Genomic DNA, 15,841 nt, shown 5'->3' with positions numbered 1-15,841 from the left:
CCCGGGTACGGGGATTTCCGCCCCGTTATCACACATCTCCCTGCTGAAAAAATCGGCATCTCCACCTTATAAGCCGATGGAACCCACCCGGGGGCACCTTCAATATCCGCCTCATCTTTTTTAAGTAAAGGAGCATTACCCCCCGCGACGGCGTTCATCGAGACGATCGTTGTCGGATAGTCGGGAATGTCGGAGTTTGAGTATATACTGAACTTTGCGCAGAATCATGAACGGGCGGATGCCTGCCTGCCGGGCACCACGACGACGTCGATCCGGGTGGCCGTCTGTCGGCGTATCCATGGCCCGGCCCCGGTGAGTTCGACGCACTCATGCTCCTTCGTGCAGTCGACGACCCGGATCGAGAGTTCTCCACAGGTTTTCCTGTTGCGCCTTCACCGTCCCGGGCAATGCGGGTCCGGACAGTATGATTGCGCCGGAACCGTTGCGTTGTCCCGGCGCGGCGCCGTCACTCCCCTCGCCGGGCGCACTCCTCAACGAGCCGGGCGGCAAGATCGCGCACCGCCGCCCGCGCCGGGCTGTTCTGCGGGATCCCGACGATCGGCGTCCCGGCAAGATCCGCCTCCCCTATGCCCGGGTCCTCCGGGATACGGGCGATGAGGGGGAGATCGCTCTCGATAGTGTCGTCGCCCCGGTCACGGTTGACGACGAGGAAGATCCTCTCCCGCGAGAGGCCGAGCGACTCCGCGAGGTCCCGGATGCGGCCGGCGGTCCGCATCCCGCGGGCCCCGGGATCGCTCACGATCAGGAGGACCTTCGGGCTCTGGATCGTCCCCCGGGCGATATGCTCCATCCCGGCCTCGGAATCCACGACGACGAGCCGGTAACCACGCTCAAGCGTCTCGATGCACTCGGTGAGGAGGGCGTTCGGGAAACAGTAGCACCCCGACCCCTCCGGCCGGCCCATGGCAAGGAGGTCGTAGCCCTCCGCCTCCGCGAGCGCCCGGCGGAACCGGTATCTGACATATCCAGTCCGGTCCATGCCCGGGGGGATGGACCGGGTGAAGGCCTCCTCCCGCATGCTCCCGAGCGTCTCGGTGAGGGCGATCCCGAGAGCCTCGTGGAGGTTCGCGTTCGGGTCGGCGTCCACGGCGAGGATCGGCCGCTCTCCGGCCGCGATCAGCGCGTCGATCAGGAGCGACGCGATCGTCGTCTTCCCGGTCCCGCCCTTGCCGGATATGACGACGGTGCAGGGCCGGATCATGGTTCCTCACCCCGCAGGCGGCGGGAGAGCGACGCGGTCGCCGCCATGATCGCGACGGCCTCTCTCTCGGAGGCGTTCCGGATCCCGCAGGTCGGCGTGATGAGGGACTGGCGATCGAAGAGGTCGGGGTCGATCGTCTCCGTCGCACGGGCGCGGATATCCTGGAACCGGGAGAAGAACGAATTGGGATTCTCCGCCGCAAAGACGCTGTAATCCGCGGGAACGATCCCCCAGGCCACCACGCCTCCCCTCTCCATATAGCGGGCGATATCGTCGGCGTAGAGGAGAAACTCGCGGGCGTAGGTCCAGGCGTCGATCGAGACCACGGCCGGCGCAAGGCCGAGGACGAACCCCCAGTCGGTGTTGGCGCAGCAGTGGATCCCGATCCCCCCGTCGAGGAGGGCGGCGATATCCTCGATGGCGGAGGCCGCCACCCCGGCGTCCACCGGGACGACCGACGAGCCGAGCGACGCAAGGTAGGGCTCGCTCAGCACGACGAGGGTCGCGCGTGCGCCCATCCGCTCCCGCATCGCCGTCTCGCACCACCGGGCCCGCAGGCCGAGGAGTTTCCCGAGCAGGTCGGCGTACTCCGGGTCGTAGAGGATGGGCCGGCGCGTTTCGTCCACCACCTGCATCCCGAAGGTCACCGGGCCGGTCACCTGGCACTTGACGAGGAGTGCGTCCGAGAGGTCGCGGGTCATCATCGCGTGGAACCCCGACCCGTATGCCTCGCCGACCCGGTAGGGCTCTGCGTTCCGTTCAAGGTAGTCGAGCAGGACCCGCTCCATCGCCTCCGAGGGATCGGCGCTCCGATCGACCACGAGTCTCGCGTCCCGGACCACCCCGCCGGGGAGGTGTTCGGCGTCGGCAAAGACGATCGCCTCGAGAAGTCCCCGGTTCGGCAGGGTGGGGACGTAGGGGATCCGGGGGAAGGCCGCGAGCACCGCCCGGCACGCCGCGTCGGGATCGCGGTGAGGGAGGGCCCCCACGCCGGTCGCGAGGAGATCCGGGGACGGGATCATGCCTGCCATGACCTCACCCCCTGCCTCGCCCGGCACGCCTCAAGCGTCTGCTGCACGTGCGGGAAGAGCGCAAAGTCGGTGTGCGGCAGGAAACAGCTCGACGTATACCGGTCCATGAACGACGGGTCCGCGTTCAGTTCGATGTAGGTGATCCGCCGGGCGAGCCCGTCGAGCTCCTTCCTTCGCCTGCGGTCGACGAGGGCGATGTTCGCGCCGGTGATCGCCCCGTTCCCGATGTTTCCGACACGTTCCGGTGGGGTTTCCGGAATCAGACCGATGGTGACGGCGTTCTCCTTGTTGAGGTAGTTCCCGAACGCTCCCGAGAAGCAGACCCTGCCGATATCGGTGGGCGCAAGGCCTGCTGCGTCGAGGAGCGTCATGCAGGCGGCGTGGATTGCCGCCTTGCTCATGATCAGGTTCTTGATGTCGTTCTCGGTGATGACGATATCCTTCCCGATCGACGTTTCCTCTTTCCAGGCCACGACGAACTCCGGGTAATACTGCCCCTTCCGGACCCGGGGATGGTCAAGCTCCAGGTTGATCCCTCCCGTCCGGTCGATGACGCAGGCGCGGAAGAGCTCCGCGAGCAGGTCGATGAGGCCCGAGCCGCAGATTCCCCGCGGCCGGACGCCGTTGATCGTCGAGAACGACGGCGCGAGGGTATCGGGGTCGATCCGGACCCGCTCGATCGCGCCCGGGTTTGCCCGCATCCCGAAGAGCACTTCCCCGCCCTCCAGGGCCGGCCCGGCCGCGCCCGCGCAGGAGAGCATCCAGTCGCTGTTGCCGAGCACGGCCTCGAAGTTCGTGCCGATGTCCACCATGAGCGTGGCCTCCTCGCGCTCGGCCATCCCGGTGGCCAGGATATCGGCGATGATGTCGCCGCCGATGAAGTTCGAGACCGCCGGGAAGGTGTAGACCCCGGCGTTTGGGTGGGCCGCGATGCCGATCCGCCCGGCGGCCGTCGAGAGCATCCGGCGCACGACCGGGACGTAGGGTTCCGCGATCATGTAGCCGGGGTCGATCCCGAGGAGGAGGTGGGTCATCACCGTGTTCCCGGCGATCATCACCTCAAAGATCTCCTCGCGGTCGATCCCCGCGGCATCGGCGGCGGTCGTCAGGGCCTCGTTGATGCTCTCCGCCGCAAGTTGCTGCAGTCGGGTAAGGCCGCTTCTGCGGGAGAAGTTCACCCGCGAGAGGATATCCTCGCCGCAGGAGATCTGGCGGTTGTAGTTCGATGCCGTAGCAAGGATCCGCCCGTCGACGAGACTCCAGAGGTAGGCCACGATCGTGGTCGTCCCGAGATCCACCGCCACCCCGTAGAGCCTCCCCGTGGTGTCGCCCTCGTCCACGCTGCTCAGGCGGTAGCCGCCGGGGACCAGGGCGACCGTGGCGGTCACGTGCCACCCGCTCCGGCGGAGCACCTGCGGGAGGTAGCAGAGGACGCCGAGCGGCGCGTAGACCCTGTTCGGGGGCGGCCCGCTCTGCCGTTCGACCCCTTCGAGCAGGCGGGCGAGGTCGGGGGTCGTGTCCTCAAGGGACGGCGGTTCGAGGCGGACCTCATACTTCCTGACGGTGGGGTTGAGCGGGATCTCCTTCATGCCCGGGACCTCGACGAGGATCTTTTGCTCCTCGATGAGCGACCCGGCCGGGACCTCGACCTGGACGTCGCCGGCGACGGTCGCCTGGCAGGCAAGGCATGCCCCACGGGCGATCTCCTCGTCCGAGAAGAACCGGCGGTACTTCTCGCGGTCGAACGATACCGTGCCGTCTTTTACGTAGACCTGGCACTTCCCGCACTTACCCTCTCCGCCGCAGACCACGTTCATGGAGAGGCCGGCAGCGCGGGCCGCGTCGAGGAGGGTTGCCCCCTCCGGCACGGTCGCCTTCCGGTAGCCGGGGAGGAACGTCACGGTCGGCATCAGGCCTTCCACTCCTTCTCCAGGTATCCGGGAAGATCGGCCGCATCCCGGGGGCCGACCAGCACCTTCCAGCCGGTCGCGTCCTCGATCTTCCCGGAGAGCGGGGCTGCGTAACCGGGGATGACGAGCAGCCGGTGGTCCACCAGGTCCGCGACGCCGAACTTCTTAAGCGAGTCGGCGACGAGGGTCTCGGTCAGTTTCCCGCCGGCGACGGCCGTGAGGACCGAGAGCCCTTCCGTGTCCGCGATGAAGAGGTAGCAGGGTATCCGGGACGCTTCGAGATAGCCGAGCAGCGTGAAGTAGGTGAGCGAGAAGTTCACCGTGAGGAGGATCGGGGCGTCCGGTCCGGGCTCATTGATCGGGTAGATGCCCGGCGTCACCTGGATGGGCTTCTGCGGGTCGGTGTAGATGTTCTGCCGCAGGGTGAGCGCCGCCTCGCGCGAGGCGGAGGCGAGCGGGGGGGTGACGATGATCCCCGCGTACTTCAGGATACCCGCCGCAAGGGCCGCATCGGTCTTTCCGAAGGCTCCGGCGTCGAGGTAGAGGGGATACCCGAGCGCCGGTTCGGTCCGCCCGATAGCGGATCTCCGGATCTCCGTTGCAGTGGCGATGAAGCCGGCGAGCGACGACGGTGCGGGGTCGAGCACGAGGTCCGGGGTCCCTGCCTCCGCGCACTTCCCGGCGAGGCTGGCGAGTTCGGCGGGACCGGCGGCCCGGACGGCGAGAGGACACCCGTAGCGCTTCGTGAGGGCAGCGAGGCCCTCCCAATTCTCTTCGGTCGCGGCGTGGACCAGCGGCCGGTAGTGTCCCGCGACCGCGAGGCCCGCCTCAAAGGCTGCGGGGTCGCTGGCGATCAGCACCAGGGGGAGGGTGCTCCCGCCCCCGGCGAGCGCCACGGTCGCTGCGAACCGTTCGGGACGGTTGCTCTCGTACTTCACCGCCACCCCATTCACGACGAGGTCCTGCCCCACCCGCTGGACGACGGTCTCTTTCACCGTCTCCACGACGGAGCGCACCTCGTCCTCCGGCCAGGTATCGGAGACCTGCACCATGATGCCGGGCGGGTGGTAGAAGGTCTTCTCGTGCCGGAAGAGAACAAACTCCTCGCCGACCGCGATCGACCGCTCGCCTGCGCCGATGGTGACGAGCCGGACCGGCGGCCGGGTCACCCCGCCGAGGAGGCTCTTCGTGTCGGGGTCGAGGTCCGGGCAGGCCTCGACCTCCGCCTTTCCGACGGCGAGTTTCATGGCGAAGGCAAGGCAGGTGGGGTACCCGCACTTCTTGCAGTTCGTCTTCGGGAGGTGCTTGTAGATGTCGAGCGCTTTCATCGCCATGCTTCAGCCCTCCAGGGCCGCCTTCAGCCTCTCCACGGTCAGCGGGTGGCGGACGCAGACGATCGACGCGCCGGCGACAATGGCGGCGTAGGCGGTGTAGAACTCCCAGGCAACCGCCATCGCCTCCTGATCCGCCGGTGCGGCCTCTCGCACCTCCCGGACCGAGAGGGTGTCGGTGGGGGCGCAGATCATCGGCATCGCGAGGTCCGCATCGCCGGAGAGGGCGGCGAGCCTGATCCGCTCCATCACCGAGTAGGAGTACTCGAACCCGTAGCCGAGCGCCCCCGCGTAGGGGTCGATCACGATCCGGTCCTGCGGCACGCCGGTCTCGCGGAGGAGGATGTTCAGTTGCTTCGCCAGGTTGACGTCGATCGGCGACTGGGCGATCACCGCGTGACCGTATGCCAGCGCCGCCGCCGCGACGCTCCGGTAGCGGTCGGCCTCTGCGGTTCCGAGGAGGAGCCGCTCGCCCTCACCCGCCTCCCCGCAGCGGCGGAAGACCTCGCTGTCGAGTTCCGGTTCGTTGCTCCCCTCGACAATCAGGGGCCGGGCCGTCGCCGCGAGCACCTCCTCCGTCGTCGCGGCGATCGCGTCGAACGCATCGAATCCGCGCTGTTTCGTGCTCGTGAAGTTCAGCCGCACCAGGTCTGCGCCGTAGGTGCGCTCTGCGGCCCGCGCCCACTCAGCGGTGTCGTTCGCGAGGTCGCCCACGTAGTCGCGGACGACCGGCGGCCAGAACCGGGGGTCGTCGCAGATCTCAAGCGCCACCAGAGGCCGTCCGGCCCCGTCTCCGGAGAACGGGAGATCCCGCTCGCCCCCGATCACGTAGGAGACCTCCCTGGTTCCCCCTTCCTCCCGCGTGGCGCCGAGACGCACCTCGCGGATCGTCAATCCCTCGTCACTCTGCTCTGTCACGCACCATCCCTCCTAGATCAGCGACCTCATCGCGAGTGCGGGATGATCGACGCGCTCGAGAAACGCGACGAGGTCCTCGATCGTCGGCGCCGAGACCTCGTCCGCGATCTTCGCAAAGAGGTCCGGCATCCCCAGTGCAGCAAGTTTCTCCCGCAGCCGGTCTCCGAGTTCCTCTTTTAAGGAGGCCGGCATCCAGACCACCCGCGTAATACCGTTCTCGGCCTGGAGGAACCTGTCGCTCAGGATATAGTTCTTTGAGATGCCGATGAACCCCGGCGTCTGCGCGCCGCCCCCGATCGTCCCCGCGAGCGTCGAGAAGGTCATCCCGAGCGGGGTCTCCCCCGTGAAGTCGCGGCTGACGACGAGAATCCCGTTCACCTCCGGCACGATGGCCGCGATGCACTCGAAGCACCCGCAGGCGGTCATCGGGTTCTCGATCATGCTGTAGAGGGAGATCCGGTCGACCTCACCGTGGGATGCCTTCTTTACGAACCGGTTCACCCCCGCAAACTCACCGCAGACGGCATCGACCGTCTCCCCCTTCGGGACCGGCTGGTTCGCCCCGGCGGGAGCGATCTCGTGGGCAACCCGGGCGTCGAGCCAGGTGATTGCCCCGCAGAGCGCCGGCCGTTCCGGCGTGATGACGCAGACATGGTTCGGGGCGAACGTCTGGCAGAGGGTGCAGGAGTAGAAGGTCTCCACATCCTCATCCTTCATGCCGCTAATCCGCTCGTCGCGCCGTGCGTAGGCCTCCCGCGCCTCCGAAAGCATCCCCTCGACCTTCTGCCTGTCGGTGACCAGCGTCACCTGGACCGCGTCGATGTGGTCCGGAAACTCCGCCTTGAGTTTGTGGGCAAGCAACGTCCCGATGTCCCGGATCCTGACGCCTTTCGCCACTGCCTCTTTCGAGAGCCTGACCCAGATGAGGTCCCGCTGCGCAACGTGCCAGGACCCCTCGCCGTAGTTGACGAAGGTATGGATCCGCCGCTCGAGCACCGGTTCGTAGTCCGCTCTCATCCTCGCGCCGGCGACGTCCACCAGGATCGCGAGCGGGAGGGCGGCGCCTGCCGGGACGGCGTCGACCTCCGGTCCGACGACGGTGACCTTCCCGTCCTTCACCTCCTCGCGGGGCCGCATCCGGAGGAGCTCGAAGGCAGGGGTCCTCCCGCCGCCGAACTCCACGTACATCTCCTCTTTGCGGATGCTCTTCCCCTCGAACGCGGGGGAGCAGGCCATGGGTATCGGGATCGCCGTGACCGTGACCCGGATCCCCCGGAGGTCCATGCCGGTCCGGACCGCCGTTGCGGGAGCGACCGGTATCCACTCCCCTCCCTCGTAGCCCTTGCCGGCCGCGAGGATCGGTATCCCGAGCACCCGCAGGGCGTCGACGAACGCGGCCTCTTCGTCGGTGAGGCCCGGAAATGCGATCACGAACGCCTTCGCCCGTTCGGCGGCGTAGCCGAGCAGGGAGTGAACGTCTCCCGGCTGCACCCCCCCAAACATCATCGCGACCCGGGCGAGGATGTCGGCGAAGTGGATGCCCCGGGCGCTCTCCGGACCGAGCGGCACCAGGCGGTAATCCAGCCCCAGGCGGACGCCGGCGCCGGAGAGCGCCTCCACGACCCCGCCGGCAAGGAAGGTGAGCAGGTACTTCTCCTGCATCTCCCGGCAGATCGCCGCGGCGGCGTCGGGGCTCTCCGGCGTCCCGACCAGGAGGCCGAGGCCCGTGACGCTCCCGTCGACCAGGGTGTAACCGAGCCTCCGGAGGACTGCGTCCGGGATGAAACCTGTGTAGGGGATCTCCACGCCGCCTTCGCCGGCCATCAGGCACTCGCAGGCGACGAGGAGGTTGCTGCCGGACTGCCGGTATGCCTCGCGCGCTCCGTCCGCGTCCCGCACGGCGATGCCGGTGACGGCGTAGGTCACGGGGAGGGCATATGCCGTGTCCGCGTAGGCGAGCTTCCCGGAGAGTGCCTGCATCCTCGCATCGAGGCCGGTGCGGCCGTGCTCTATCGCCGTAGCAAGAGAGTCCGTGAGTCTATCCTTCATGATGCTATCAGCAGGTGATACTCTGCGCACGGTCATAAATGATTGTTTCCGTGCAAAGCGGCGGCCACCGCGGTCCTGGGGTTTCTCCGGCAACACGCGCTGCCGGTTGCCGGGAACCGTCCGGGATCAGCGTCAGATCCACTCTTTCTTCCTGAAGTAGAGGAGCATCGCGAACGCGACACCCAGCATGAGGAGGAGGACGAGAGGATACCCCAGGGGCGAGTCTTCGAGCGGTATGTTCCTGAGATTCATCCCATAAAACCCGGTGATGAAACTTAAAGGGATGAAGATGCTCGCGACGATGGTGAGGATCGTCGTGATCTCGGCGAGCCGGTTGTTCTGGTTCGAGGTGTGGAGATCCATCACGCCGGAGAGGGTATCTCTGGTATACTCCGCAACTTCTGCCGCCTGGATGCACCGGTCGTATGTGTCCCTGAAGTACGGGATCGTCTCCCTCCGGACAAGGCTCAACTCCCGGCTTGCGAGCGACCCAAGAACCTCGCGTGCCGGAACGGCCGCTCTCCGGATGGTCAGGAGGTCTTCCTTGAGTTCGTAGATCTGTTTTAAGGCAAGCGGGTCCGCGGAAGCCAGAACCCTGCCCTGGAGGTCTTCCACCCGGTCGTCGACTGTGTCGAGGATGGCGAGGTAAACACTCACGATGGCGTCAAGGAGCGCGTAGGTGAGATAATCCGGTCCCATGCCCCGGAGGACGCTCAGTTCGTTCCTGAGCCGTCCCCTGACCAGTTCGAAGACCTGGAAGGGCTGCTCGCGGAACGTTATGACGTAGTTCTCCCCGAAGATCAGGCTGACCTGCTCGCTTGCGACCCTGCCGTCTCTCTCCGAGAGCATCCTCGCGATGACGGCGACGTAGGTTCCGAACTCTTCTACCTTCGGCCGCTGGTCAGGGACTGTGATATCCTCCATCGTGAGCGGGTGGATGCCTGCCTGTTCTCCCAGCACCACGAGTTCGTCATGCTCCGGCACCCCGACGACGTCGATCCAGGTGACCGTCTCCCGGCTGATCCACGACCAGGCCTTCGTGAGTTCGATGCATTCGTGCTCCTCAATACGGTCCTCCGTGTAGTCCATCACCCGGATCGGTAGTATCTGACAGGATTCTTCCGGCTGCATCTTCACCTCCGGACTGTTTGCCCCGGAGATGGGGGCCACCCGGGGCTGATCCGCCCTCTCGCATTCGATCGGGATATCCCGATACGCGAGCGCCTGCTCCGCCGGATCCGGGGTGACTTCCGGGAGGGAGCATTCGCCCCATGGTATAAAACGCCACCGCCGGGCCGATCCCCCCGCTCTCCCCCGATGAACGAGACAGGAGGGGAAGAGAGGCTCCCGTCTCACCGGGAGCCCCTCCCCGAGGCCTCTGCGGATCAGATCCAGCCTCTCTTCCTGAAGTAGAGGAGCATCACCCCCGCGACGGCCGCCATCGAGGCGAGGGCTAGAGGGTAGCCCCAGGGATGGCTGATCTCCGGCATGTACGCGAAGTTCATGCCGTAGACCCCGGCGATGAAGGTGAGCGGGATGAAGATGGTGGCGATGATAGTGAGGACCTTCATGATCTCGTTCATCCGGCTGCTCTGGCTTGAGAGGTAGACGTCGAGGGTCCCGGACATCATCTCACGGTAAGTCTCCACGGTCTCGGCGACCTCTATGGTGTGGTCGTAGACGTCTCGGAAGTAGACGAGTGTCGGTTCCCGGATCTGAGGGGACTCTCCCCGTTCGAGTTCTGCCACCATGTCGCGGAGCGGCCAGACCGCCCTCCGGAGAGCAACCAGAGACCGCTTTAAGGCGTAGATCACCTGCAGGGTCTCGTGGTCGGGATCTGCCACCACCTCTTCCTCTACCGCCTCGATGCGTTCCCCGAATGCCTCGATCACGGAAAAATACCCGTCGACGATCGTGTCCAGCAGGACGTAGAAGAGGTAATCCGCCCCCTCGCTCCTGAGCCGTCCCGCCCCGGCACGCAGGCGCTCCCGGATGCGCTCAAATGCATCCCCCGGCTGCTCCTGGAACGATGCGACGTACCCTTTCCCGAGCACAAGGCTGACCTGTTCGCTCCAGAACTCACCGTCGCCGTCGGGAGCGAGCATCCGGACTGCAACGTAGAGATACTCGCTGTAGTCCTCGACCTTCGGGCGTTGGCGGGTGTTTGTGATGTCTTCCAGGGTCAGCGGGTGGATCCCGGCAGCCTCCCCGATTGCCTGGATCATCCCGGTCTCGTGGACGCCGTCGATGTTGATCCAGGTAACCGCCGTCGGGCGGAGGGTGAGGGCCCGGAGGTCCCCGGGCCGGGTGCAGGTCCGCTCGTCGAGATGGGATTCGTCGTAGTCGATGACCGTGACGGTGACCGGTCGCGCACGAGTAGTGCCGGTGTAGATGAGCCCCTCTGGTCGGTCGTCAAGCCGGTTCATCGGAGATCAGGTCGGTTTTCGGGTCGGAGATGGTTGCCAAAAAGGGGGAAATTTCCGGGTTTCACCGCCTTGCCGCCGCCTCATCTTCTGCTTTTGCCTTCCCTGCGGCGCGGCCGATCAGGATGACCGCGATCACCGCGATGATCGTCACGACGACGGCATACACAAACATTGCAACGAGCGTGCTCTGATCACCGAAGATCAGCGCGAAAAGTTCCTGAATGGCGCCGTTCCATGCGAGAGCGGCGACCAGGCCGAATGCGGCCGTGAGAAGAGCCGATATTTTGTCGATGACCTCAGCCTTGAGTGACATAGAGTCTCACCAGTGAGCGATATGTTGGCCGATATATAATAGTTTCTGAAATTGACTCCTGTGGATCCTATTGGAAGAACGCCCCTTCCGGGAGGGCGGCCGGCTGCCAGGGTGTTGCAGGTACGGTTGTTGTCGAGGGGGAGGGTTTTCGGGTGAGTGCCGTCCAATGACGTGTTGCGCCTGGCGTTGCGTGGCCATATGAGAACTTTCCGGTCCCCTTCACTTTCACCCCGGGAACCCAAACTACATTGATGTCAGCCGTCGACCTGTATGCAATGGATACTCTCGACGACTGGTTCCCCTACCGGGAGTACCGATCTGGCCAGCGGGGGATGCTTGAACTGGCCGCATCTGTCGCACGCGACGGCGGTATCGCCATGATCGATGCGCCGACCGGGAGCGGTAAGTCGAGCGTGGTCTCCGCGCTCCTCGCAGAGAGTCGGGGACGCAAGGTGCTCGTCGCTGTCCGCACCATCAGCCAGCTTGCCACGTTCATGCGCGAGCTCGATCTCATCCGGAAGAAGCGCGGCGGCCTGAAGTTCGCCTACCTCATCGGCAAGTCCAGCATGTGCCCGCTCGGCGGCGAGGGGGACGTCTACCGGCGGTGCGAGGGTGTCAAGGCCTTTTCAACGGCGCTAATGCGCGAACGGGCGCAGAAGGGAGCGCTCGTCCCGGCAAACGATCGCCAGATCCGGCAGCAGATCCGGAAGATGGACCCGGATCATCCGCTCATCTGCCCCTACTTCATCCACGGCAAGTCCTTTGTGGAGCCCGAGGACGCGGGGCTGAAGATGATCCCGTCGGCGGCCCTGCGCGTCAGGGCGGAGCGGGTGAGCACCGAGTTGATCTGGCCCGACCAGCTCGCCGGGTTCTGCGGCGACATCTGTCCCTACGATACGATGATGCACGCCGCCCGAGACGCCGACGTGGTGCTCGTGAACTTCTACCATCTCTTCGACGACGTCATCCGCGAGCAGCTCTACCAGTCGCTCGGGATCGAGGGGCACGACACTCTGCTGCTCATCGACGAGGCCCACAACTGCGGCGACGTCGTCCAGAGCATTGAGAGCGTGACGATCGAGGAGCGCGATATCATCCAGGCCGGGCACGAACTCGCCGGACGCCGGCGGTCGCAGCAGCAGGCGGACGCCATCACCCAGATCCTGCCGCAGATCACCCGGTTCATGGAGGCGCTCAAGGCCTCGCATGAGGTTGAGGACTGGTTCGACCCCACCATCTTCCAGCGAATGATCCTCTCGGGCACGCTCTACCAGAACCTGGAAGGGGTCGTGGACGATCTCCTCAAGATCAGCGAGGGGATCCGCGAGAAGAACATGCAGGCGGGCGAGTTCAGGGAGAGCGCGATCGAACGGCTGACCGAGTTCTTCTACCGGATCTTCCGGTCCGCAGCAGACCCGGCCTACCTGACGATTTACCGGAAGGGAGACGACGGCACGGTGGCGCTCGAGGTGAGGAACATCGACCCGAGCACCAAACTCCAGGATATCGCCCGGGCGCACGCCTGCGCTGTCCTGATCTCCGGGACGCTCTCCCCCATAGAGAGTTACCGCCGCTACTACTTCGGCGATCTTGACGTCACCACGGTATCGCTCCCGAACTCCTTCCCCCCGGAGAACCGTCGACTCTTCTGCGCAAACGACATCACCACCGCCTACTCGATGCGCCGGGACCCCGGGAACCTTGCGCGAACGGAGGACTACATCACCACATTTGCAGCCCTCCCCGGGAACCTTGCTATCTACTTCCCCTCCTACGACCTCTTGAACACCTTCGCGGAACGATGCGCTCCTCGTATCCGGAAGAAACAGATCTATATCGAGTCCAAGGATACCTCGGCGTCAGCCACGATGCTCCGAGAGTTCATGGCCCTCCCCGGGACGGGCCGCTCCGGCATCCTCTTTGCGGTCTGCGGCGGCAAGTGGAGCGAGGGTCTCGACTACCGGGGCGAGATGCTCTCGGGAGCGCTCGTCATCGGTCTCCCGCTCGCGCCGTTCAACCGCGTCCGCAAGATGGTGATCGATTACTTCAGGATGAAGTTCGGCGAGGAGGGGGAGTTCATCAGTTACACTCTTCCGGCGATCAACCGCGCCCTGCAGGCATTAGGGAGGGTGCTCCGGACACCTGAAGACCGGGGGATGCTCGTCCTCGGCGAGAAAAGGTTCCTCGAGTCCCGGGTCCATGCCGGGCTGCCGCCGTGGATGCAGGAGGAGATGACCGTCTCTACCGTCGAAGAGTTCCGGAAGGAGGCCGGACGATGGCGATCGTGAACGGGTCGTGTCGGTTCGGCCTCTGGCATGTCCACGTGGCATGGCAGGACGACCTCGTCTACCGGGTGCGGTTCGCCCGGGAGGGCCTCGACGGTCCGGTCCCGGAAGAGATCCTGCGCTACTGTGCCGGCCGCCCGGCTGATCTCTCCTCCCTCCGGAGTGTCGCGACCGAGGGTGAATCGACCAGCGCCCGGATCTACCGCGCGGTCCATGGGGTTCCCTGCGGGGAGACCGTCACCTACGGCGAGGTCGCCCGGATGGTCGGAACCGTGCCCAGGGCGGTCGGTTCGGCGATGGCGAGGAACCCCACCCCGCTCGTGGTGCCCTGCCACCGGGTCGTCGCGAAGACCGGTATCGGCGGGTTCACCCCGGATCCGGCGATCAAGGAGGCCCTCCTCGCCATGGAAGGCCGCACGTCCGGGCCCTGCACGCCGGAAAAGGGAGGAGTTAACAGGTAACTTCACCATACTATAGTTGAGATGAAGATCGTCGTCCTGGGTGCGGGAGCGGTCGGCCTGACCGTCGCCGCAAAGTTATCCCGCGTCGCGGATGTTCATGCCGTCGCGAGGAAGAGGCATGCGGACGCGGTGCGGGAACGGGGTTTCCTGATGACCGGTATATGGGGGCAAGGAGCGTATCGTTTCAGTTGCTCCGAAGATCTCCCGCGCGCGTGGCGAGAAGCCGACTACTACATCATCACCGCAAAGTCCACTGATACGGAGGCCGTCTGCCGCCAGTTCGCCGAATATATCCCGGGGCGCGAGGTGGTGAGTCTCCAGAACGGCATCGGAAACGAGGAGATCATCGGGCGGTTCACCGACCGGGTCATCGGCGCCATGATCATCACCGGGTTCGAGTGGCGGGGCGATGCAGCGGTCCACGTCTCGGTGGAGGCGTCGCCCATGAGAGTGGGGCGGTTCCCATCCGGTGCGGACGATGCAGTCGAAGTTCTCGTGAACCTTCTCCGAACTGCCGGTATCCAGGCGGAGGCGACCGATGCGATCCAGACCTCCCTCTGGGGAAAGACCCTCTATAACTGTGCGTTAAACCCGCTCGGCACCCTCATGAACGTCCCCTACGGCGCCCTCACCGACCCGCATGCCTGGGCGGTCGTCACCACGATCGTCCGGGAGGCCTACCGGGTGGCGGAGGCCGAGCACATCGCCCTCTCCTGGAAGACGCCGGCGGCGTATCTGGAGTATCTCCGAACCGATCAACTCCCGGCAACGGCGGCCCATCACTCGTCGATGCTCCAGGACCTCACTCTCGGACGGAAGACCGAGATCGACTTCATGAACGGTGCTGTCGTGGCGCTCGCCCAAAAGCACGGTATCGACGCACCCTGCAATGCCTGCATCACCGAACTGATCCGCTTCCGGGAGCGGCTCTGACGGTCGGGAGAGAAGTATGCGGTCGGCAGTAATCCTTGTAGGTGGGGCGGCGCGGCGTGCCGGCGGGCGGGAGAAGTACTTCTTCACTTTCCGGGGAAAGACCTTCATAGACCGTCTCATCGATACCCTCCGGGGGGTGGCGGACGAGATTGTGGTGGTCGCACGGGACCCGGGACAGTGCGAACGGTTCAATCACCTCGGGGAGATCCGATGTATACCGGACATCAGGAGGGACCTCGGGCCCATTGGCGGCTTGCACGCGGGAGCGCTCGCGGTGCGTGGCGAATATCTCTTCGTTGCCGCCTGCGATATGCCCTGCATCCACCCCGGAGTGGTCCGGCTGCTCTTTGACGCCGCCGTCGGGTATGATGCCGCCATCCCCTGCTGGAACGCCGATATGCTCGAGCCGCTCCACGCGGTCTACCGGCGGGGGGCGTTACTCGACTATCTAGAGGAGCACGAGTCGCTCTCGCTCCGCCCGATGGTGAGAAGCCTCAACACCCGATATGTTCGTGTGGAGAAGATCCGGGAGATCGATCCTGGCCTGCTGACGTTTACGAATATCAATAATTTAAAAGACCTTGAGTTGATCGACCCGCCGGCAGAGCCCGACTGGGATGATGCGCGCGGACCCGGCCAGGAGTCGTCGTAGCCCGGCAGAAGAGGGACCCCGGGCTTTCCGGCCCCCTAAAGGTTTTACAGGGTATCTCCGGGGCCAGGCAGTCCCGTGTTGCCCCGGAGGGGGAGAGGAGGGGAACCGGCGAGCCGTGCAGGGGACTGGGTCGGTGTGACCTCCGCAAACGTTATATATCTTCTCCGAGAAGTCAGGGCCTGATGCCATCGGGGGAAATGACTTCTACCAGTTCTACCGCTGCAAGTCCGGGCGATCCCGGAATTGTGGGAGCACTGCATTCCTGTTGCAGGCGTCGCCGCTCTCGGACCGGCCGGTTCTCACTATCGCT

13 protein-coding genes are annotated in these 15,841 nt (G+C 65.4%); 4 read left to right on the top strand and 9 right to left on the bottom strand.

Annotation, left to right across the window (positions count from 1 at the left end):
• Positions 1–466 precede the first annotated feature (466 nt).
• The 9 genes from BRA49_RS07940 to BRA49_RS07900 all read right to left on the bottom strand — a co-directional run bounded on the left by BRA49_RS07940 (position 467) and on the right by BRA49_RS07900 (position 11,200).
• Positions 467–1,222 (bottom strand): AAA family ATPase, encoded by a 756-nt coding sequence (locus BRA49_RS07940; protein WP_292384978.1) that lies wholly within the window; start codon positions 1,220–1,222, stop codon positions 467–469.
• Positions 1,219–2,253, bottom strand: coding sequence for a hypothetical protein (locus tag BRA49_RS07935; protein WP_292384976.1), 1,035 nt, complete (start codon positions 2,251–2,253; stop codon positions 1,219–1,221). The genes BRA49_RS07940 and BRA49_RS07935 overlap by 4 nt, the downstream gene beginning before the upstream one ends.
• Positions 2,241–4,175, bottom strand: coding sequence for an ASKHA domain-containing protein (locus BRA49_RS07930; RefSeq protein WP_292384974.1), 1,935 nt, complete (start codon positions 4,173–4,175; stop codon positions 2,241–2,243). Before BRA49_RS07930 ends, BRA49_RS07935 begins: the two co-directional genes overlap by 13 nt.
• On the bottom strand, positions 4,163–5,497 hold the full coding sequence (acsC, locus tag BRA49_RS07925) for an acetyl-CoA decarbonylase/synthase complex subunit gamma (RefSeq protein WP_292384972.1): 1,335 nt from the start codon (positions 5,495–5,497) through the stop codon (positions 4,163–4,165). The genes BRA49_RS07930 and acsC overlap by 13 nt, the downstream gene beginning before the upstream one ends.
• 3 nt (positions 5,498–5,500) lie before the next feature.
• A complete protein-coding gene (locus BRA49_RS07920) occupies positions 5,501–6,412 on the bottom strand; it encodes an acetyl-CoA decarbonylase/synthase complex subunit delta (RefSeq protein ID WP_292384971.1) in 912 nt (303 codons plus the stop codon).
• A gap of 12 nt (positions 6,413–6,424) precedes the next feature.
• Positions 6,425–8,461, bottom strand: a complete 2,037-nt coding sequence (gene acsB / locus BRA49_RS07915) for an acetyl-CoA decarbonylase/synthase complex subunit alpha/beta (RefSeq protein WP_292384969.1) — start codon at positions 8,459–8,461, stop codon at positions 6,425–6,427.
• Positions 8,462–8,593: 132 nt separating this feature from the next.
• Complete coding sequence (gene corA, locus BRA49_RS07910; protein ID WP_292384968.1) at positions 8,594–9,817, bottom strand: magnesium/cobalt transporter CorA; 1,224 nt, start codon at positions 9,815–9,817, stop codon at positions 8,594–8,596.
• 29 nt (positions 9,818–9,846) lie between these two features.
• Positions 9,847–10,887 (bottom strand): magnesium/cobalt transporter CorA, encoded by a 1,041-nt coding sequence (gene corA, locus BRA49_RS07905; RefSeq protein ID WP_292384966.1) that lies wholly within the window; start codon positions 10,885–10,887, stop codon positions 9,847–9,849.
• A gap of 61 nt (positions 10,888–10,948) precedes the next feature.
• Entirely contained in the window at positions 10,949–11,200 is a 252-nt protein-coding gene (locus BRA49_RS07900; RefSeq protein WP_292384964.1) for a DUF5654 family protein, read from the bottom strand.
• Between the two features lie 275 nt (positions 11,201–11,475).
• On the opposite strand from BRA49_RS07900, the gene BRA49_RS07895 reads away from it, so the two are divergent.
• Genes BRA49_RS07895 through mobA form a run of 4 tightly spaced genes read left to right on the top strand, consistent with a single transcriptional unit; the run spans position 11,476 to position 15,531 of the window.
• Positions 11,476–13,488: an ATP-dependent DNA helicase gene (locus tag BRA49_RS07895; RefSeq protein ID WP_292385258.1), complete on the top strand. Its 2,013-nt coding sequence runs from the start codon at positions 11,476–11,478 to the stop codon at positions 13,486–13,488.
• A complete protein-coding gene (locus BRA49_RS07890) occupies positions 13,476–13,946 on the top strand; it encodes a methylated-DNA--[protein]-cysteine S-methyltransferase (RefSeq protein WP_292384962.1) in 471 nt (156 codons plus the stop codon). The genes BRA49_RS07895 and BRA49_RS07890 overlap by 13 nt, the downstream gene beginning before the upstream one ends.
• Positions 13,947–13,967: 21 nt before the next feature.
• Positions 13,968–14,879, top strand: coding sequence for a ketopantoate reductase family protein (locus BRA49_RS07885; protein WP_292384961.1), 912 nt, complete (start codon positions 13,968–13,970; stop codon positions 14,877–14,879).
• A gap of 16 nt (positions 14,880–14,895) precedes the next feature.
• A complete protein-coding gene (gene mobA, locus BRA49_RS07880) occupies positions 14,896–15,531 on the top strand; it encodes a molybdenum cofactor guanylyltransferase (RefSeq protein ID WP_292384959.1) in 636 nt (211 codons plus the stop codon).
• Positions 15,532–15,841 lie beyond the last annotated feature (310 nt).

Origin of the sequence: Methanoculleus sp. UBA430 (genome assembly GCF_002506585.1) — an archaeon.
GTDB lineage: Archaea > Halobacteriota > Methanomicrobia > Methanomicrobiales > Methanoculleaceae > Methanoculleus.
Note: the sequence above shows the minus strand (reverse complement) of the source record. Positions and strands in the feature narration are given on the sequence as shown.